Raw genomic sequence first — 19,648 nt, 5'->3', positions numbered from 1 at the left:
AGAGGAATTGCCACAAGATACGATAAGCTAAAACGTAACTATCAAAGCGCTGTTGCTTTAGCTTGTATATTTATATGGTTGCCTCTTTAGCTCAATTTATCGGCTGTAAATGTCAACACACCCTAGTATTAATCATACGTTTTTTCATAAACTTAGCTTATTTTTTAATTTTCCATCCTGCGCTTTCTTCCATAGATTAAGTCTCAATAAAGAACAATTTGAGAACTTATGAAATGACCGCATTAACTCAACTTTCACAAGCCATCCATGATGCTCCACGTTGGCATCAAGCAGAACAATTTCAAGATGGCAATGAAATTCGTATTGAAGCGCAACATGACCAAGCTTTGGGGGCTGTGGTTTATGGTTTAGATGCGCGTAAAGCACAGTCTGGGGAAACCATCTACCGTTTAAAACAAGCGTTGGCAGAACACTTGATTTTAATTTTTAAACATCAAAGTCTAGATGATTTACAGTATCTCGCGTTTGCAAGTTACTTCGGTTCAATCTTCCGTCCCGGTGCAGATATTCCTGTGCTAGCGTCACAAGATGATACCGGTACACCACCAGACGTCGTACCTGTGTCAAATGCAGTCGGTAAAGGAGACTATACTGGACATGGTGAATTGGCTGCGCATGCAGATCATCAGTGGACTCCGCTGCCATCTTTTGGTTCATTACTCTATGCCATTGAACTGCCACAAGACGGTGGACAAACCTCATGGTATAACACCATTAAAGCCTATGAAGCTTTAGATGACGCGACACAAAAACATTTAGACCAACTTCAACTCATTACCTATAACCCATTTGTCCGTGCCAAAAATAATAAAGGCACAACGGGATATGGCGCTACACCGCTATATCGTTTCAAAGACCACCCGATTGTTGGACATGCTTATCCACATCCGCTTGTACGTACCCATCCAGAAAGTGGCCGTAAAGGGCTGTGGTTAAATGAACGATCTGAAGTGGAATTGGTTCACTACGATGATCAGTCAGGCAGTGAATTGATTGCATCTTTACGTGAACATTTATTGAAACCTGAGTTTCGATATGAACATCAATGGGAAGAAGGTGACATTGTATTTTGGGATAACCAAGCGACATTACACTCACGCCGCCCTTTCCCTTCAGACCAACGCCGCTTATTAAAGCGAATTAGCTTAGCAGGAGGACGACCATACTAATGTTGAACTTCATGTCAACAATAAAAAATAAATAACCCTGTAAAATCCGTATTTGAGCAATAACCCCAAATAATTAAAATGTTAAAACAATAAAAACCCTGCTCAAATTACGGATGATCTATATCTAAGGCCTTAAAACCTGAAATCAAATGATCTAACATCGCACGCACACCCGGCAGCATGCCTTGTCGTGTCGCGTAGGCAACATGGATGACCCCTTGCGGCAATTGCCATTCAGGAAACAGTTCAATTAACTCACCACTTTTTAAAGCATCACGTACAAACACTTTGGGCAAAGAAACGATTCCCACGCCAGAAAGAGCAGCAGAAATCATGGCACTAAAACTGTCAGTTCTTAAGCGTGGATGAAATTCAATTTGTTGAGTTTCACTTTTTTCACGATGTCGGAAATCCCAAAAATGTTTAGGCCGATCAAAACCAATACACGGAAAATTTTGAATCTCAGCCAATTGCTGTGGAATTTCACGCTCGAAGAAAAGTTGTGGCGATGCCACCAAAACATGATCCCAAGCATCTAAATCTCGAACGATCAAATCACTATCCATTAAAGGCATATTGCGCACACGAATGGCTAAATCTACGCCTTCCTCAATGACATCAACCCGATGATTGGTCGCCATCAGATGCACACTGATGTCTGGATATTGCTGCATAAAATCGGTGACCATTTTTGCAACAGGCATTTCCACCAAAGCCACAGGATAAGAAATTTTAATCTGGCCACAGAGTTGATCGTTCAACGTACTGAGCACAAAATTTTCCGTTTCGCTGACTTCCTCTAAAATTTTTAAGTAATGTAAATAGAACTGTTGTCCTATTTCAGTCACAGTAAATTTTCGCGTATTCCGCTGAATCAGACGTACACCCAAACGGGTCTCTAATTCTGTAATACGGCGTGATAGTTTAGATTTTGTAATACCCAATGCTTCACTGGCTTTGGTATAACCTTGGTATTTCACCAATTGCACGAAGTAGTAATAGTCATTTAAATTTTGCATGATTGTTTCATTTTTAGAATAATCTGTTGAGTTTTTCGCCCTGTCATTCCCTCACTATACCTCAATAATAGATCTCAGAAGCAATATATTGAGGGCTGAATTATGAATTCAATCAAACGTGTTTATCATAGTGATCGTAGCACTTGGGTGGGCGATGGCTTCCCAACAAACTCTATGCTCCCTATGCAAGAAATGGGCAATCAAACCAGTCCATTCCTCGTTATGGGCTATACCGACCAATATCATTTCTCTCCAAGTCATCATCAACGTGGTGTTGGGTCACATCCACACCGTGGCTTTGAAACAGTGACCATTGTTTATGAAGGTGAATTGGAGCATTTTGACTCTAAAGGAAATCACGGCAGTATTGCCAAAGACGAAGTGCAATGGATGACCGCAGGTCGAGGCATTATGCATGAAGAGCACCATTCTAAAGATTTTGCCAAAACAGGCGGAAATTTAGACATGGTACAACTTTGGGTCAATTTACCTAGTCATGCCAAAATGACTGAACCTCGCTATCAAGAACTGACTACAGCAAACATTCCTGAAGTTAAACTTGCACAAAATGCAGGCGTGGTACGCGTCATTGCTGGCCAATTTGCAGACACATTGGGCGCAGCTAAAACCTTTAGCCCGATGAATGTGTTGGATGTGCGCTTGAATGCAAATGCTGAACAGGAATTTTCATTCAACCCACAGTGGAATAACATGATTTTTGTATTAAGTGGCGCGATCGAAATTGAAGGTCAACGCTTTGATGCGAAACAGACTTTATACGTCAGTGACCAAGTATCGTCCTTGAAACTTAAATCTTTTGAAGCAACCAAACTGCTTATTTTAAGTGGCGAAGCTTTAAATGAACCCATTGCGGCACATGGACCATTCGTCATGAATACTGAAGATGAAATACGTCAGGCATTTTATGATTTTCAACATGGTCATTTTGCTTAAATATTTCCACGATAAAGTCCCAATAAAAAAAACCGCCTTTTGGCGGTTTTTTTTATATCTAAGTTGCTATGAATTACGCATCACGCTTTTCAACAGATTATTGCGTGACTTTTTGATAAAACGCATCGATTGCATTGACCATTTGATCGAGTCCCGGCTGTTCCAAAGGATAATGTCCTGCGTTTTTCAACATGACGACATCGACTGGAACTTGATGAATCTGTGCTAAAAATGGCTGACTTAAAGCCAAAGGTGTCCAGCGGTCTTGCTCAGGCTGCGTCAGTAAAATTTGGCAGACATCAAACTGCTCCGGTGGCGTGTCATTTTTATAATATAAATACGAATCTAGAAATTTAACCGATACACTATTCCCAGCTGACGTTTTATCTTTTAAAAAGACCTGCAATGCTGCGTCATTATTCACCAAACGATGCATTTTACTTACCCAACGCATCGGCATTGGTAATGCTGAAAATGGTGTATGTGCTGTCACATGAGCCAGTGGGCTGCCCACGCGGCTCATAAATTTATTCAAAGAGACTTGATCACGCACAGTTTTATTTGAAGTGTCTAGAAAGGTCATACCGACGATGCCTTTCACTTTTTTATTTTTTGCTGCCACGTGATAGGTCAACATCCCACCAGCACTGAGCCCATACAAAACGATAGGACGATGATCTTTTTGTAGCTCGGCTTCAATGAGGTCATTGCCTGCTTGAACCCAGTCATCATAGCGAATTTTTGAGCCCTTTTTGACTTGGGTTAGGCCATAACCGGGCATATCAATAGCGATAGTTTCATAGCCACGCTGTGCCAAAGGATGACCCAAAATCATCGACATTTGTCGACCATTTGTTCCCACACCATGAAACAGAATCACCTTCACTTTTGCCTGTGGATTACGATAGGTATCTAAGTGAATAGTATGACCTTGCCAATTCCACCACTCTTCTTTAGGTCGTTGAATTTCATCTAAATGGTATTCTTTGGGTAGATAGTGCTGAATGTCCTGCCAACTGATTTGATCTGCATAACTTGCTAATGGTTGTATAGAAGGTAGCTGATCATCTGAAAATGCCATGATTGAAAGTAACGATGCAATGCCACTCATCAACCACTTCAATAAAGCGCTCAAAAATTTCTGATAAGGTGTCTGATTTTGGAGAAGTCATTTTTAGACAATTTTTTATGTGTATGTGCTGATGCTAATCAGCGGCGGAAACTGATGCCATGTGCATGTGGGACAGCACTATGTCACTTCGTCCAATTATCTTTTTCCCTGCTAAGCACTTCAAAATATTTTTGAAGCAGGACTTACATGCTCCTGCAATAATCGACATTTAAAATCTTTTAACATTCAAGATTTTATCCTTTAGAAATTCATAACCTTATTTCGATTTTTAATATTGGTAACCCATGAGCCAATCCACGCCACAACGAAACCTTGCCATCTTTCTCACCTTTTTAAGATTAGGGTGTATTGCATTTGGTGGACCTGCTGCGCATTTAGTGTTGTTTTTTCAATATTTTGTGAAACAAGAAAAATGGATAACGGAGCATGAATATGCGCATTTGCTTGCCTTGACTCAAGTCCTTCCAGGCCCAACCAGTAGCCAGCTCGGCATGGCGATTGGATTTCAACTCAACCGCTATCAAGGTGCTTGTTTGGCGTGGTTAGGCTTTACTTTACCATCCGCCCTGCTGATGTGTGCCGCGGCGATTTTAAGCTTAAAACTTAGCGATCAACTCTCAACACAGTTCTTTCATGTTATTCAGTTGATTGTCCTTGCTGTGGTTACATGGGCATTTTGGCAAATGATGCGAAGCTTCTGTAAAACAAAATTTCAGTATCTAGTCATGCTTTTAGCTGCATTTTTTATTTATTTCTTTCAATTTTCTCTAAATCAAGTTTTGGTGATTTTATGCGCTGCAATTATCGGTTTAGTTTTATCGTCAAATCAATTACGCAGCCAAAAGCCAAATATCACCGAAACAGTTCCACCCAAACATGACAATTTTAGCCAGAATGCATATGAAAATACTCGCACCTCTTGGCTATGGCTTCTCGCCTTTATCAGCCCTTTTTTCGTTCTGCCATTCTTCGATATACAACATAGCAATATATTGTCTTTCAGCTTAGAAAGCTTCTACCGCACAGCATCCCTCGTCTTTGGTGGTGGACATATTATTTTGCCATTTTTACATCAGGACTTTGTCTCTACAGGACTGATCAGTAATGAAAATTTTGACTTAGGCTATGCCCTTGCACAACTCATGCCGGGGCCTTTGTTTAGTTTCGCCACCTATCTCGGCACACTTTTACCCATGACCGATGTGCCAATATTGAATGCCTCACTCGCGACATTGGCGATTTACTTCCCATCGTTTTTATTATTGTTTGGCTTATTACCGTTTTGGAATAAGTTGATGAAATGCCCGATGCTTTTTGGCACCTTAAAAATGATCAATGCGGCTGTCGTCGGTCTATTACTGTGTCTACTATTTCAAATGAGCCAGAAATACATCATTCAATGGACAGACTGTATATTTGTTGCCGTCATTATTGCTTTACTTCGCAGCAAACTGCCAGTTTGGTTCAGCTTAATAAGTAGTTTTATCGGCTATTATGCTTTTTTATCTTTTCTGCCTTTTTAAGCTAAAACAAAAAACTAGAGCTAAATGAATAATCTAATCCTCATCGATTAAGCTTGCGCCCTTGACCACTGTTTTCCCCTCGACCTGATCTAGTTGATAATGCTGCACATCACTATACTGTTTGATCATTTCAACCAGCTCATTGGAATGTGTGGTCAACCAAAGCTGTGTATAGCGACTTGCTTCAGCAATCAGCAGCGCCAAGGCAGGTAATAAATCGGGATGTAAACTATTTTCTGGCTCATTCAGTGCCATAAAATTTGGGGGGCTAGGGCTCAACAAAGCCACGGCTAAACACAGAAACCGTAAAGTCCCATCTGAAAATTCTGCACTTTCTAAAGGTCTTAAGATCCCTTGCTTTTGCATCATCATTTGAAAGCGCCCTCCCATTTCCTGCACATAAAATTGGGTCTGCGGAAAGGCTTTTTCTAGTACTTCAAACAAGGTTTCACTGTTGCCCCGCTCACGCAAGGTTTCAAAAGCTGCGGCTAAATTTGTACCATCATGCGCTAAAACTGGCGAACGAATGCCCACCTGTGGGACACGGATCGGTGAATTTCCACTGACTGAAAACTCATGATAAAAGCGCCAGTTTTTCATGGTCTCACGCACTTGTGAAACTTCGGGGTATAAATGTGGATCGGACAATTGTCCAAACACCGACTCTTCAGGTGTTAAAGACATCGGATAAGCAATCCGTTCTTCATCAACATTTTTAAGAAATGCCGCTTGGTTGGTTCTTTCCAACAACTCGCTCATTTTTCGACGTTGATAGCCGCTCAACCAAATTCCTTCAACTTTGACCAAAGGATCAAGTGCAAACAAGGTGATGAGCGGTTCAGGAAAACCGATTTCAAGTTGATATTCATAATGCTCCATCTCCACTGCAAGCTTCATACGCTTAGGGTCTTTCGATCGATCACCCGCACGGTGACCCCCTGCCCACATGATTTTTTGAATCCCGCCTTCATTTGCAATGGCTTGGGATAATTGGCCATTCGCTGCTTCATGTAAGAGACGCACAGCTTTATATAGATTGGATTTACCACAACCATTCGGACCACTGACAATATTCAGACGCGACAAGGTCAAATTCATATGATGAATAGATCGAAAACCTTGAATAGTCACTGAACGGATCGTCATGGGTTACCTAAAATGAGTTGAAAATGCTGATGATTATGAGTTGATTGACTGTATATTTTGTATGCACTTTATTCTACCCATAAAAAACCCGCAAGCCGAAACTTACGGGTCTTTCATTGCACATTCTAAGTTCACTTTAACCTTAGAATAAGCGGTTCATACCGTTCAATGTTGCAACACGGTACGCTTCCGCCATTGTCGGATAGTTAAATGTGGTTTCTACAAAATATTTAATCGTATTGTTCGGGCTGTTCATCACGGCCTGACCAATGTGAATAATTTCCGCAGCATTATTACCGAAGCAATGAACGCCTAAAATTTCTAAAGTATCACGATGGAACAAGATTTTAAGCTCGCCCACGGTATCGCCCGTAATTTGCGCACGTGCCAAATGACGGAAAGATGCCTGACCCACTTCATACGGAATTTTTTCTTCAGTTAACTGTTGTTCAGTTTTACCAATCGAAGAAATTTCAGGAATTGTATAAATACCTGTAGGAATATCCGTTACAGGTGCAATTCCTTCTTCACCGCTCATGTTAGAACCGGCACAGCGACCTTGGTCATATGCAGCAGATGCAAGTGAAGGCCAACCGATTACATCACCTGCAGCAAAGATATTCTCTACTTCAGTTTGATATTGATCATTCACGGTTAATTGACCACGGCTGTTTGGTTTGATGCCTACATTTTCTAGGCCTAAACCATCGGTATTACCAGAACGGCCGTTACACCACAAAATCGCGTCGGCTTTAATTTTCTTACCACTTTGCAAGTGAAGAACCACGTGGTCATCATGTGTTTCAAGATGATCAATCTGTTCATTGTGGCGAATCAATACACCCTGCTCACGTAAACGATATGACAATGCATCTGAGATTTCATCGTCTAAGTAGCTCAGTAATTTGTGCTGTGTATTGATCAAATCGACTTTGTGGTCTAGACCAATAAAGATAGACGCATATTCACAACCAATCACACCTGCACCATAAATGATGATTTTTTGGATTGAATAATCCAGATCCAAAATTTTGTCTGAATCAAATACGCGAGGATGATTAAAGTCTAAAGCAGCAGGACGGTAAGGACGTGAACCTGTCGCAATCACTAATTGCTGGAATACTAAAGTTTCCGTCATACCTTCATTGCTAAAAATCAAAACAGTGTTTTGATCTTGGATATACGCACGGCCGTGGAAAATATCAATTTTATTACGGTCATAAAAACGTGAATGCGTTTCAACTTGTTGTTGAATCACTTTATGCGCATTACGTAACACCTGTTTCATCGTGAACTGTTTCCATTCACCGACTTTTTGGAACATAGGGTCACGTTGGTAACGTAAAATGCTTGAAACGGTCTGACGCAATGCTTTACTTGGAATTGTTCCTACATGGGTACAGTTACCACCAAGCTGTTCACGCATATCTACAATTGCAACTCGCTTACCTGATTTAGCAAGTTTCATTGCAGCGCCTTCACCCGCAGGGCCAGAACCCAGAACTACCGCATCGTATTTCACGAAAGTTCCACTAACGACCTCTTTCTTACGTGGCATTCAACGCTCCTTTACAAATATTCTTTAATCTAGGCTGTATTATGACGTATATCCTAACTTTTTTGGATATTTAGCTCACATATATTATGTGATAACCACATTTATTATATGAATATCGTTTTCCCCCTATTTAAGCTCAAGTCCGCTATAATGATCGAGCTAATTTTTTGAATATCTCCTCGTCAAAAACAGTGGAAAAGTTGAATATGTCTGAGAACCGTAAACCTGTACAGGGTGTAAAACTTCGTGGCGCAGAAAAAGTCGCTCGCATACCTGTGAAGGTTGTGCCAACGGTTGAAACGCCTCGTAAGCCTGACTGGATTCGGGTCAAAATGGCTGCCCCTGATGAAGTTCAACGTATTAAAACAACTTTGCGCGCACAAAAATTACATACCGTGTGTGAAGAAGCGGCTTGCCCGAACTTACCTGAATGTTTCGGTGGCGGTACTGCAACCTTTATGATTATGGGCGATATCTGTACTCGTCGTTGCCCATTCTGCGACGTTGCGCATGGTCGTCCCAATGCTCTTGACCCAGATGAACCACGTCACATGGCAGAAACCATTGCCAATCTTGGTTTGAAATATGCCGTAATTACGTCGGTCGACCGTGATGACCTAGTTGATGGCGGCGCACAGCACTTTGTTGACTGTATTAAAGAAGCTCGTGACTTGAGTCCAAAAACACTTTTGGAAATTCTAGTTCCTGACTTCCGTGGTCGTATGGATGTTGCCCTTCGTATTATGACGGAGTGTCCACCTGATGTCTTTAACCACAACATTGAAACCGTGCCACGTTTGTATAAAGCAATGCGTCCGGGTTCTGACTACCAACACTCTTTAAACTTATTAAAAATGTTTAAAGAATACTGCCCAGATGTTCCAACAAAATGTGGTTTGATGGTCGGTATTGGTGAAACTGAAGAAGAAGTGATCGCGTTATTAGACGACTTAAAAGCACACGATGTTGACTATGTCACCATTGGTCAGTACTTACAGCCCTCTAAAGAACATGCACCGATCGATCGTTTCGTTACACCTGACGAGTTTGATCGTTACACAGCACATGGTCAAAAGCTTGGTTTCAAAAACATTTGGGCTGCACCAATGGTTCGTTCAAGCTACTTTGCTGACCGTCAATACTATGGTGAGCCAGTACCTGCGGTACGTCGTAAAACTGATCCTGCAAAGAAAATTGCAGTTCAAACGATTGAAGCTTAATCACGCAAAGATTTAAAACATCGCAAATTAAAGCCCTCATTGATTGAGGGCTTTTTTTGTGGCTTTCACACACACTCAGCCTAATTCGTTTCCAAATATAAGATCTTTCGAAAATTGTCCGTTCCTTAAACGTTATCCAATATATCGAATCATCCAAGTTTACGTAATGTGACATTTTTTTGCCCGATAGGGATTGTATTGTGATTATTTATTAATCAATCTATTGATAACACTTTATTTGCGCTTTCATTATATTCGCACAATTTTCCAATCACACTCACCAGCCGAGTGATGCAATTTTGACAGTCTCATGCACTTTAAAATCAGAAAGACAAAAGATGAGATCATTTTTAAACGCATGTAGGCTGTTTTAAACGCATAACGCTCTGGCCCTTGTCACTGGAGCCATAACAAATGCTATTTATACTCAGTGCAGTACTTTTTATTTTTGCTCTTTGGGCCGTTTTTTTCTTTGAACTTTCACGAGCTGTAGGCGCAATAACACTGATATTTGTTTCAATTGCACTCGCCTTTTTAACCCCATGGTCATTAATACTTGGCATCCCACTTATTGCTTTAAGTTTAGTTGTGTTGATTGACCCACTGAGGCTCAATCTACTCACCAAACCTGCCTATAAAACCTTAGCAAATGCGATGCCGAGTATGAGTACTACGGAACGTGAAGCGTTGGATGCAGGAACAAGTTGGTGGGAAAAAGAGCTATTTATGGGTGCGCCTGATTGGAAAAAATTTGAGGCTTATCCCTATCCACAGCTTAGTGCTGAAGAACAATCCTTCATTGATAATGAAGTCGAGCAACTTTGTGCCATGCTCAACGAGTGGGATATTCACCATAAACATAAAGACCTCCCACCAGAAGCTTGGCAATTCATTAAGGATAATGGTTTCTTAGGATTGGTGATTCCAAAATCTTACGGGGGCCGTGAATTTAGCTCATTTGCACAAAGCCGTGTCATGAGCAAGATTGCATCTCGCTCACTGACTGCCGCAGTCAGTTGTATGGTGCCCAACTCTCTTGGACCGGGGGAATTACTTCTACACTATGGTACCGAAGCACAAAAAGACCGATACCTCCCTGGCCTTGCAAAAGGTAAAGAAATTCCATGTTTTGGACTCACCAGCCCTGAAGCAGGCTCAGATGCAGGCGCTATTCCAGATACAGGTGTCGTCTGTTATGGCACTTTTGAGGGACAACAGGTGCTCGGCTTAAACATGAACTTCTCCAAACGCTGGATTACTCTTGCACCAATTGCCACCGTCATTGGTCTTGCATTTAAGTTATACGATCCAGATGGCTTATTGGGAGATAAAAATAAAACGGAATATGGTATCACCTGCGCGCTGCTACCGGCGAGTCATGACGGTGTCATTACAGGCCCTCGTCATAATCCAGGCTCACCATTTATGAATGGGACAGTTGAAGGTAAAGATGTCTTTATTCCCTTAGACTGGATCATTGGTGGGATTGAAAATGCAGGCAAAGGCTGGCGTATGCTAATGGAATGCTTAGCGGTTGGTCGTGGTATTTCACTCCCTGCATTGTCAACGGCAGCCGGTGAAATGGCATATCTAAATGTCGGTGCATTTGCCAAAGTTCGTCAGCAGTTTAAAATTTCCGTGGGTAATTTTGAAGGTGTACAAGAAGCTTCGAGTGATATCGCATCAGATGCTTATATGCTTGAAGCATTCCGCTATTTGGTGACTTGTGGTTTAAACCAAGGCGGCAAACCTGCTGTAATGACTGCAATGGCCAAATACTATGCCACTGAAACCATGCGTAAAGTAGTCAATCATGGCATGGACATCGTCGGTGGACGTGCCGTGCAAATGGGACCTCGTAATTTTTTAGCTTTGAATTATCAGGCCATTCCTGTGTCAATTACTGTCGAAGGTGCCAATATTCTAAGTCGCTCTCTGATGATTTTTGGACAAGGCTCCATGCGTTGTCATCCATATTTATTTGAAGAGCTACAATTACTTCAAGCCGAAGATAAAAACGCTGCACTCAATACATTCAACGAAATGCTCTTTAAGCACTTGGGCTATACTTTTAACCGAACTGCACGTGCCTTTGCTTATGCGTTCACTGGTGGCCCATCAGACTCACCTGCTTCAGCGGATGAATTTAGTCGCCCCTACTATAAAAAAATTAATCGATTCAGTGCCGATTTCGCGCTGACTGCAGATATGTGTCTTGGCCTTTTAGCCGGCGATATTAAACGTAAAGAAATGCTCTCTGGCCGACTTGCAGACATTCACTCTTATTTATTTATAGCAACGGCTATTCTTAAATATTATGAACAAGGTCAAAGAAGCGAAGCTGAACAATTACATGCTCAACTTGCATTAGATAAAGCTTTGTACAATGTTGAAGAAGCTTTCCATGGCTTATTTGATAACTTCCCAATGCGACTAGCGGCAAGTGTAGTAAAAATCATCTGCTTTCCGTTTGGACGAGTTGTTGCTAAACCGACAGACCGTTTAAAACGTGAAGTTGCCACTCAAATGATGCTAGACAATACTTTCCGCCAAGAACTCAAAAAGCACGTGTATTACAGCACCGCAGCAGATGAAGTTTCTGGTCGTATGGAAAATGCCTTTTTACAACTGTTAAAAATTGAACCGCTGTGGAACCAATTTAAAAAAGCTGAATCTAAAGGTCAATTCAAAGGTTTAACTTTTGAAACACATATAGCCGATGCGATTGCACAAAAAGTCATTACAGCCTCTGAAGCTGAACAGCTCAGCACTTACAACATTCAACGCTATGACAGCATGCTCACAGATGTATTTGACATGCAGCTCATCCACGAACTTGAGCTATCCTATCCACATTTAACCGTTTCACCAGAAGTGAAAAAGCAACAACACACCGATGATGAACCAGAAGCATTTCTGCGATATTAATCAGCTTCTGCATCGCTTTTAAACTTAATTTTACTCAAAATAAAAGCCATTCCACTGTTAAACAATGGGATGGCTTTTTTATACGACCATCAGCCAATGGTATCGCAGAGTCAAAGGTATAGGCTGTACTGCAAAATTACATCACAGAGGGTTTGCTGCATGTCAAAACAAGATTATGAAAATGGCTTAAAAGTTCGTACTGAAGTTATGGGTGAGAGTTTCGTCAAACGTGCGCAAGACAATACCGTGCCATTTACTCAACCTTTGCAAGATTGGATTAATTAATTTAAGAATAATAACCAATTCAACAACATAATAAAGCGTCATGCTTCTATGGCGTAAAATTGGTGTAAATAAAGACTATTAAAGCATTCATACAAATACACAGATTTCCATGTATTCTAAAACAGCAAACCCCAACACGCCTTGTTGCGTAGGGTTTGCACCAAAGCCCTCACTTGAGGGCTTCTTCATGTTCGATAATTACTTGAGCAACAGCTTTCGCAGCTGACCAATACTTTGAATTAAACGCTGCAAGCTCTGTTGCATTTGAAATAAAGCCAAGCTCTACAATCAAGCCACCAGCATTGATAAATCCAAGTTTTCCACGGGCTGACTGTGATTGATCAATCCAACCTTTATCACCACGAAGGCGACTGCCAAAAACATCAGCCACGGCTTTCGATAACTTTTGAGCAAGCAACTTGTCTTTTGGTAAAGCAATCGTTTCAATCCCATTGGCCTGCGGTGATGCCGCAGCATTCATGTGAAATTCAATTGCGATCGATGCACCTTTCGCCAATGCGATAGCATTTGTAAGCGGGAGATTGATTGTTCCTGCGCCATCGGTTTTATAAGACAGACCTGCGGCTGCAAGATAATGTGCTACAGCATTTCGGAATTGTCGCACTAACTCTGCTTCTTTGTATTTGCCGTTAACTGCACCAGGATCTGCATTGCTATGCCCTGCAGTAATTGTCACAAATTGATTTACATTGTGTAGTTCAGGCTGCTTTTTCAGACGTGCAAGCACTGTGGCTACACCAATAAAGATACCAACCCACTCTGCAATGTTTTCAGGAATCTTGTTTTTTAGTTCCTGTGGAATAACATTCCAGATATTTAAAAACTGCTCTGAGAATAAAATCAAGGCATAAAAAAAGGCGCTAAATGCGCCCACTTGTACTGACTTGAGTTTCCAAGCCTGCTTCCAGTTATCAATCAGTTTCATTTTTCCTCTCTCATATTTCGTTCATAAATTTTGTTGCGGATTTCTTCAACCGTTCTTAAGAGTTGGTCAGATTGTTTTTCAAGAACCTGAATGCTTTGAGCGTTGGTCGTAGCTTGGGTATTTACTGTGTCTGTTTTGCTTGTTTGAGTATTCCATGCGACTGCAAGCAAGCCAGCCAAAAAAATGCCCCCAAAGCGCACAAGGTTGGTAATGCTATCGATTTTGGTTTTACTTTCATGTAACACTCTGATCTGTGAATCCACCTCCTTAAATCTTGGCTCAACTTCATTCCTGAGTTGCTTAATCTCACTTTTGAAGTTTGACTTTGCTCGATCTAAATCTTCTTGCAGATTGTCACGAGTTTGAGATAAGTCATTGCGAGTCTGTTGATGCTCCTTATTGAGTTGCTCTAACTGCATATTCATACGGTCGAGCTTTTGGGGCATTTCAGCGAGCTTATCCATACTTTTTCCAAGATCATTAATCTTGTCTGAGATGGCAAGAAGCTGCCCTGCTGTTGCTACTGGTGGATCGGTTGTGTAGTCATTTGGCATTGCGCCCCCTAATTTTAGACATTAAAAAACCCTGGCTTAATTAAAAATCAGGGTCGAAGGTGGTTTGTTGGGTAGTAAAAGTCATTTAACTTTTATCGGTTAGTCTATAAAATTGATTCGATTTTTTTATAGAAAAATACAACATATTATGAGTCAAAAATTTAGATACGATATTAATGGATTAAGAGCCTACGCAGTTGCACTGGTTGTATTATTCCACTTTGGAGTTTTTGGCTTTGCTGGTGGCTTTATTGGTGTAGATGTTTTCTTTGTCATTTCAGGTTTCTTAATGACAAGTATTATTTTTAAGGGTTTAGAAAATAGAACTTTTAACTTTCTAAAATTCTATCTTTCACGCGCAAACCGAATAATTCCAGCCTTGTTTGTCTTATGCTCTGTAGTCGGGTTAGTTGGATGGTTCACCCTAACACCACAAGAACTCAAGGACTACGCAAAACACGCCATAACCAGCTTAGGTTTTATTTCAAATATCCAATACTTTAAGGAAGCTGGTTATTTTGATGCAGCTTCTCATGAAAAATTACTGTTGCATACTTGGTCTCTCTCGGTTGAATGGCAGTTCTATATCTTATTACCTATATTCTTATTCATTGTTTACCGCATCAAGCAAAATAAAAATGCTATAAAAATTGCCTTTACTGGATTATTCGCAACCTCCTTAATGCTGGCTATCTATTTAACTCCAAAAATGGCGACTGCATCATTCTTCCTCTTACCAACACGTGCTTGGGAAATGCTCGCAGGTGGTTTAATATTTTTATTTTTCAGCAAAACCAGCTTAACTCAAAAGCATTCAACCTTAATTGAATTGGTTGGATTCGGATTGATTACGATATCAGTTATTTCATTTACTGGCTCCACACCATGGCCCTCATACAATGCGATCTTGCCAGTATTGGGTGCTTTCTTAATATTATTGGCATCTAACCAAAACTCAATATTAACCAATAATAAAATTGCACAATTTCTTGGTAATACATCATATTCAATTTATCTGTGGCACTGGCCATTAGTTTTCTATTTAAACTATTTAGAAAAAACAAATAATATGCTATGGATTATAGGTGCAATTCTTCTCTCAGTCACTTTAGGATGGCTATCATACAAATACATAGAAAACCCTTCTCGTAAATTTTTATCGAATCTAAGTTTAATTAAAGGTTACGCTGTTACGTTTCTCTATATTGCTATTCCTGTAATTATCTTCACTTTAATTTTTATTAAAAATGGCATCCCTCAAAGATTCAACGGTATTCCAGAATTACAAAAAATTATCAATGCTGAATTTGATAAAAACCCAATGAGAGCTTCTTGCCACATCAATTCCGGTTTGAAAATACCAAACTGTACATATGGCAAAGGTGATGTAGGGTTAATTGTTATAGGAGATAGTCATGCAGAATCAATTGTTAGATCAGCGGAAAAAGCTCTTCCTAATAACAAATCTGTTTTGCACTGGACTTATAGTTCATGTCCAACTATGTCTGGGTTACGCAGAAATGATGCTCAAGACTTCAAATGTGCTGAGTTTATTGAATATATGCTTAAGTCGAAAGATAAGTATAAAGGTGTCCCAATTTTAATTGTTAACAGATTGGATGTTTTGGATTTAGAAGAAAAAAATAATTTTTTTGTACCTAAAGATGGCATCTTATCAAATTCTAAAAAATCTCTATCAGAGTCGTACATAAATACTATATGTGAATTTTCAGAAAGCAACCCTGTAACTATTATGCGACCGATCCCAATATATAAAAATGTTCCAAAAACAATGCTACACAGAGCGATCATCGGAAATCATGAGAGAGTCTCTATAACTTTAGATGATTATTTCAAATACTCTAAAAAAGCTTGGGAAGCTCAAAATATTGCATCCAAAAGGTGTGGTATAACCATTTTGAATCCTTTATCAAAATTCTGTGATTCCGACAAATGTTTTGCTGATATTGATAATCGACCTTTATATTATGATGGTCATCATTTGAATATATATGGGGCTGACAAATTAATACCTCTTATGAAGCAAATATTTGAAAAAAATTAAACTGAAAAATATACTCCCGATCTATAAGTAGATCGGGAGTAAAAATTGTTTACTCTTTTAGTCACTATCAATAATCACAGCCAAACACTGAAGAATATAAGTACCGATTAGATCTGCTGTTAAGTTGACTGCAGTTGGATGACCAGTTAATCCGGTAGGCTCATTCTTTAAGTTCCATGCTGTTTCAAAAGTACCACCAACAGCACCGAAGCTTGTGCCTGACTTTGCAGAAACACCACCTCCAACAATTGCATCATTGCTCACGTTGGCAAATTTATCCACATCAACAATCCAAGGATATTTTTTCTTGTATTGTGCATACAACTTTAAGATAGATGCTGTAGAAGCAACACGAGCTTTCTCATTTAATGTCGGCATCCATATTGAACGACCCTCATCATTCCAAACTCCGTAAGAGTGAATATCAATGTAAATATCGGGCTTTTCATCTTGAATTACTTGCCACGCATACTGTGTTTCAGGTTCGGATAGTGCATTAGGGCCTGAGTAAGTAGAATCACCTGGAACACCAAGCAATTGCCACCCAACTGGGAAATTACGGTTAATATCTACTTGCCTAGAATTGGGACGTGAACCATGATTCAAACCCCAAGGATTAACCAACGGCATAACAACAAATTCCATGCCGTGACGCATACTTGCCAATGCTTCGCTATTTGTCCAATTATTGCAAATTTCCCGCATGAAAATGTATAAACCAACTTGGTTCATCTTTTCGCTATGTAGTGTAATCAGCATCGTCTTCGGAATTTTAGTATCTACAGTTGACACTGCTAGACTCGGCTTTTTGGGTTTAAATTTATACGAGTAAACAGGATACAATCCGCTTGCATCATCACCATGATATGTTCGGGTTATGTATTCAGGATGCTGCGACATCAAATCATCAAACCAGCCGTAAACAATCGTACTTGTTAGATTTCCAAGATTCACAGCATCGCTCGGTGTAAAACTATCTGTCACACCTAAATCAACTGGGTTTTGGGCGCTCCACCCGAAGCAAGGTCGAATTTTTGGTGGTGCAATGTACGGCTTCCCATTAATGCTGAAATGACGCAATCCGTAAAACAACATATCTTTTTCACGGTACGCCCCAATAACAATATGATCCTTTGGTACATCATAGGCAACTTGATCGTGAAGCACGATGCTTGAGTTGTTTGGGTTGACCGTGATCATCGTGAAATAAGAGCCTTTAGCACGATCAGGGTCTAGTGCTATCTCTTGGTTAGGGATTTGAATACGATAAGGTGTACCTGCGGCTGGGTACGGCATCCAAAGCGGTTCCGAGATAACAATCTTGTTGTTCTCAAAATCAAAATTAAGACCTGTTTCGGTTGTAATAATCAGCGAGAAGTTAGTCTTGTTTAATGGGTCTGCTACCGACCCGCCAGTAACTGTTAGTTTGCCTGTATAACCATAAGTTACACCACTGTTATTTTCGATTGAAAATAATAAATAGTGAGTTCTGGCATTTAACAGTGGCAGATACGCTGAAGAACCATACACTTCCATCTCCAGTGTTGTCTTGTTGAGCAGCACATAATACAAGCCAGTAGTTGAGGGCACTGTATAAGTCCCTGCTTTAGCTAGAACTTTTCCTGTGCTTGTGTACGCCCATGAATCACTACCCATGGTTAGGGTTTTCCCTGAGATACTGTAACTTAAGGTTCCTGACTGTAGATCTGCTTTTTGAGTATCTATAAAGTTGGGGTTTACATAAACTCCATTTGTGGTGAATTTACCTAAGTCATAAGACTCCAAACCTGATGCAGTCTTTCTAACAATTGCAACAACAAGGTTTCCATCTGTTCGTGCGTTTGTGTACGGAACAACTGACAGCAGTTTGGTTGTTGTGTTTAGTTCAATACGATAAATACCTGTTGTCGCAATAGATAAGTTTTGAGGAACGGTTAATTGAAAGTTTTGTGTTCCTGTTGCAATCCAAATCGTATTGCTGAACTGTAGCTGATTCAGCGATGTATCAAAATTAATATTCGACTCAGTAAGTGGTGTTAATTTTGCCCAGCCGACATTACCTGTGTATTCTTTAGCCAAAACTAAAGCGTCTTGCACAATTCCATTAACCGCATAAGCAAAATCTACAGTTTTTAAAGTTGTGCTAGATGCTGTGACAAATCCTAAAATCAACTCGCCTTCAATAATTTGTTGGTCATAAGGCACTGCGGAAATATTTTTCGTGGTCGTATTGATCTGCAATCGGTATGGTGTGTTTGCAGGTAAGTCAACGGACTGAGGTGTAACGAGTTGATAGCGCGTTGTAGCTGTTTCAATAAAAAGAGTATTTGTAAAATTTAGCTTTCTGTCTGACGTGGTGTAGTTTATGTTTGCTACCGATGCACCTACCACGTTCGCAAATCCAGTATTTTTGACGTAATCTTTTGATTGTGTCAGTGGATCATAAGCACTCTTGGTTAGGGTTGTGCCGTTCCACTGGTATGTGCCGTTGTTTGCACCATCGTTGGTGACTTCAATAGCAGTATTTACAGTCAAATTAGCTTGATCTGCTTGTGCTAAAGCAAGGGTTGTATAGGCCTTTCTGCCACCCGCATAAGCAGCAAACGTAGTATCTACTTCAGCCTTTGTGTATGTGTTTGATTGAGGTGCTTTAGTAGACAAAGCAGTATCAACTTCAGTTTTTGTATAAGTAGTTTCTTTGGGCGCTTTTAAATCAAGTTCTTCATCAACATATTGCTGACTTGGTTTTTCATCAATCTGTTGCTGTTTGTTGTTTAATTCCTCATCAATATTAGTCAGACTTGTTTCAACTGATTGCCCATTTGGGCGAACAAGCATGCTTGATGAGATCCCCTTATTGTTCATCTCAACAAGAATTGCGCTCAGGTTTTTATTCTTAATAACCAGGGAGTGCTCCGCTTGTTTTAAGTAAATTTTGCACGGACTACCATTGCGAATAGGATAGCCGTTGCGTGTGCGAATCGGCTGTGCGGCTGGAATCGGGTGAGTAGACCAAAGGAATCTCACCCTTAGCCCCTCGCAGAACCGGACGTGAACCTCTCAGCTCATCCGGCTCCCATTATCCAACCGATGGTAAACATCCCATTTTCCAGTGCACAAAGGCATTT

The 19,648-nt window shown here is 40.4% G+C and carries 13 protein-coding genes and 2 pseudogenes; 8 read left to right on the top strand and 7 right to left on the bottom strand.

The window, feature by feature from the left end; genetic code table 11:
• Window positions 1–90, top strand: a pseudogene (locus FTU16_RS15510) (IS5/IS1182 family transposase); the annotation flags it as partial.
• 143 nt (window positions 91–233) lie between these two features.
• Window positions 234–1,190 carry a TauD/TfdA family dioxygenase gene (locus tag FTU16_RS15505; RefSeq protein ID WP_180163627.1) on the top strand — a complete coding sequence of 319 codons (957 nt, stop codon included), beginning with the start codon at window positions 234–236 and terminating at the stop codon, window positions 1,188–1,190.
• Between the two features lie 107 nt (window positions 1,191–1,297).
• On the opposite strand, the gene FTU16_RS15500 is transcribed toward FTU16_RS15505, so the two are convergent.
• Window positions 1,298–2,209, bottom strand: a complete 912-nt coding sequence (locus FTU16_RS15500) for a LysR substrate-binding domain-containing protein (RefSeq protein WP_180163626.1) — start codon at window positions 2,207–2,209, stop codon at window positions 1,298–1,300.
• A gap of 102 nt (window positions 2,210–2,311) precedes the next feature.
• On the opposite strand from FTU16_RS15500, the gene FTU16_RS15495 reads away from it, so the two are divergent.
• A complete protein-coding gene (locus tag FTU16_RS15495) occupies window positions 2,312–3,163 on the top strand; it encodes a pirin family protein (RefSeq protein ID WP_180163625.1) in 852 nt (283 codons plus the stop codon).
• 97 nt (window positions 3,164–3,260) lie between these two features.
• Here FTU16_RS15495 and FTU16_RS15490 read toward each other — a convergent pair whose 3' ends face one another.
• Window positions 3,261–4,244 carry an alpha/beta hydrolase gene (locus FTU16_RS15490; RefSeq protein ID WP_257227155.1) on the bottom strand — a complete coding sequence of 328 codons (984 nt, stop codon included), beginning with the start codon at window positions 4,242–4,244 and terminating at the stop codon, window positions 3,261–3,263.
• Window positions 4,245–4,579: 335 nt separating this feature from the next.
• Here FTU16_RS15490 and chrA point away from each other — a divergent pair, with 335 nt between their 5' ends.
• Entirely contained in the window at window positions 4,580–5,818 is a 1,239-nt protein-coding gene (gene chrA, locus FTU16_RS15485) for a chromate efflux transporter (RefSeq protein WP_180163623.1), read from the top strand.
• 33 nt (window positions 5,819–5,851) lie between these two features.
• On the opposite strand, the gene FTU16_RS15480 is transcribed toward chrA, so the two are convergent.
• Together FTU16_RS15480 and sthA are read right to left on the bottom strand one after the other, a co-directional pair.
• Window positions 5,852–6,964: an AAA family ATPase gene (locus tag FTU16_RS15480; protein ID WP_180163622.1), complete on the bottom strand. Its 1,113-nt coding sequence runs from the start codon at window positions 6,962–6,964 to the stop codon at window positions 5,852–5,854.
• A gap of 142 nt (window positions 6,965–7,106) precedes the next feature.
• The gene (gene sthA / locus FTU16_RS15475) at window positions 7,107–8,522 is read right to left on the bottom strand and encodes a Si-specific NAD(P)(+) transhydrogenase (RefSeq protein ID WP_078190237.1); all 1,416 of its coding nucleotides are present in this window, start codon (window positions 8,520–8,522) and stop codon (window positions 7,107–7,109) included.
• 206 nt (window positions 8,523–8,728) lie between these two features.
• Between sthA and lipA the strand changes: the two genes are divergently transcribed.
• The 3 genes and pseudogenes from lipA to FTU16_RS15460 all read left to right on the top strand — a co-directional run.
• On the top strand, window positions 8,729–9,742 hold the full coding sequence (gene lipA / locus FTU16_RS15470; RefSeq protein WP_168379175.1) for a lipoyl synthase: 1,014 nt from the start codon (window positions 8,729–8,731) through the stop codon (window positions 9,740–9,742).
• A 414-nt stretch (window positions 9,743–10,156) separates the two neighbouring features.
• Window positions 10,157–12,670, top strand: coding sequence for an acyl-CoA dehydrogenase (locus FTU16_RS15465; protein WP_180163621.1), 2,514 nt, complete (start codon window positions 10,157–10,159; stop codon window positions 12,668–12,670).
• A gap of 159 nt (window positions 12,671–12,829) precedes the next feature.
• Window positions 12,830–12,952 (top strand): annotated as a pseudogene (locus FTU16_RS15460) (4-carboxymuconolactone decarboxylase); the annotation flags it as partial.
• A 172-nt stretch (window positions 12,953–13,124) separates the two neighbouring features.
• Here the strand turns inward: FTU16_RS15460 and FTU16_RS15455 are convergent.
• Window positions 13,125–13,901: an N-acetylmuramoyl-L-alanine amidase gene (locus FTU16_RS15455; RefSeq protein ID WP_180163620.1), complete on the bottom strand. Its 777-nt coding sequence runs from the start codon at window positions 13,899–13,901 to the stop codon at window positions 13,125–13,127.
• Window positions 13,898–14,455, bottom strand: a complete 558-nt coding sequence (locus tag FTU16_RS15450) for a hypothetical protein (protein ID WP_180163619.1) — start codon at window positions 14,453–14,455, stop codon at window positions 13,898–13,900. Before FTU16_RS15450 ends, FTU16_RS15455 begins: the two co-directional genes overlap by 4 nt.
• Window positions 14,456–14,603: 148 nt before the next feature.
• Between FTU16_RS15450 and FTU16_RS15445 the strand changes: the two genes are divergently transcribed.
• A complete protein-coding gene (locus FTU16_RS15445; protein ID WP_180163618.1) occupies window positions 14,604–16,520 on the top strand; it encodes an acyltransferase family protein in 1,917 nt (638 codons plus the stop codon).
• A 57-nt stretch (window positions 16,521–16,577) separates the two neighbouring features.
• Here the strand turns inward: FTU16_RS15445 and FTU16_RS16705 are convergent, their stop codons facing one another.
• Window positions 16,578–19,547 (bottom strand): M14 family metallopeptidase, encoded by a 2,970-nt coding sequence (locus tag FTU16_RS16705; protein WP_180163617.1) that lies wholly within the window; start codon window positions 19,545–19,547, stop codon window positions 16,578–16,580.
• Between the last annotated feature and the right edge of the window lie 101 nt (window positions 19,548–19,648).

Source organism: Acinetobacter sp. YH12069 (assembly GCF_013419675.1).
Taxonomy (GTDB): domain Bacteria; phylum Pseudomonadota; class Gammaproteobacteria; order Pseudomonadales; family Moraxellaceae; genus Acinetobacter; species Acinetobacter amyesii.
The sequence above is the reverse complement of the archived record's forward strand: the minus strand, read 5'-3'. Positions and strand labels throughout refer to the sequence as shown.

Coding starts and splice junctions, on each gene's coding strand:
- FTU16_RS15445 (WP_180163618.1), top strand. CDS start 14,604: ATGAGTCAAAAATTTAGATACGATATTAATGGATTAAGAGCCTACGCA.
- chrA (WP_180163623.1), top strand. CDS start 4,580: ATGAGCCAATCCACGCCACAACGAAACCTTGCCATCTTTCTCACCTTT.
- FTU16_RS15505 (WP_180163627.1), top strand. CDS start 234: ATGACCGCATTAACTCAACTTTCACAAGCCATCCATGATGCTCCACGT.
- FTU16_RS15450 (WP_180163619.1), bottom strand. CDS start 14,455: ATGCCAAATGACTACACAACCGATCCACCAGTAGCAACAGCAGGGCAG.
- FTU16_RS15490 (WP_257227155.1), bottom strand. CDS start 4,244: ATGGCATTTTCAGATGATCAGCTACCTTCTATACAACCATTAGCAAGT.
- FTU16_RS15465 (WP_180163621.1), top strand. CDS start 10,157: ATGCTATTTATACTCAGTGCAGTACTTTTTATTTTTGCTCTTTGGGCC.
- FTU16_RS15455 (WP_180163620.1), bottom strand. CDS start 13,901: ATGAAACTGATTGATAACTGGAAGCAGGCTTGGAAACTCAAGTCAGTA.
- FTU16_RS15495 (WP_180163625.1), top strand. CDS start 2,312: ATGAATTCAATCAAACGTGTTTATCATAGTGATCGTAGCACTTGGGTG.
- sthA (WP_078190237.1), bottom strand. CDS start 8,522: ATGCCACGTAAGAAAGAGGTCGTTAGTGGAACTTTCGTGAAATACGAT.
- lipA (WP_168379175.1), top strand. CDS start 8,729: ATGTCTGAGAACCGTAAACCTGTACAGGGTGTAAAACTTCGTGGCGCA.
- FTU16_RS15500 (WP_180163626.1), bottom strand. CDS start 2,209: ATGCAAAATTTAAATGACTATTACTACTTCGTGCAATTGGTGAAATAC.
- FTU16_RS15480 (WP_180163622.1), bottom strand. CDS start 6,964: ATGACGATCCGTTCAGTGACTATTCAAGGTTTTCGATCTATTCATCAT.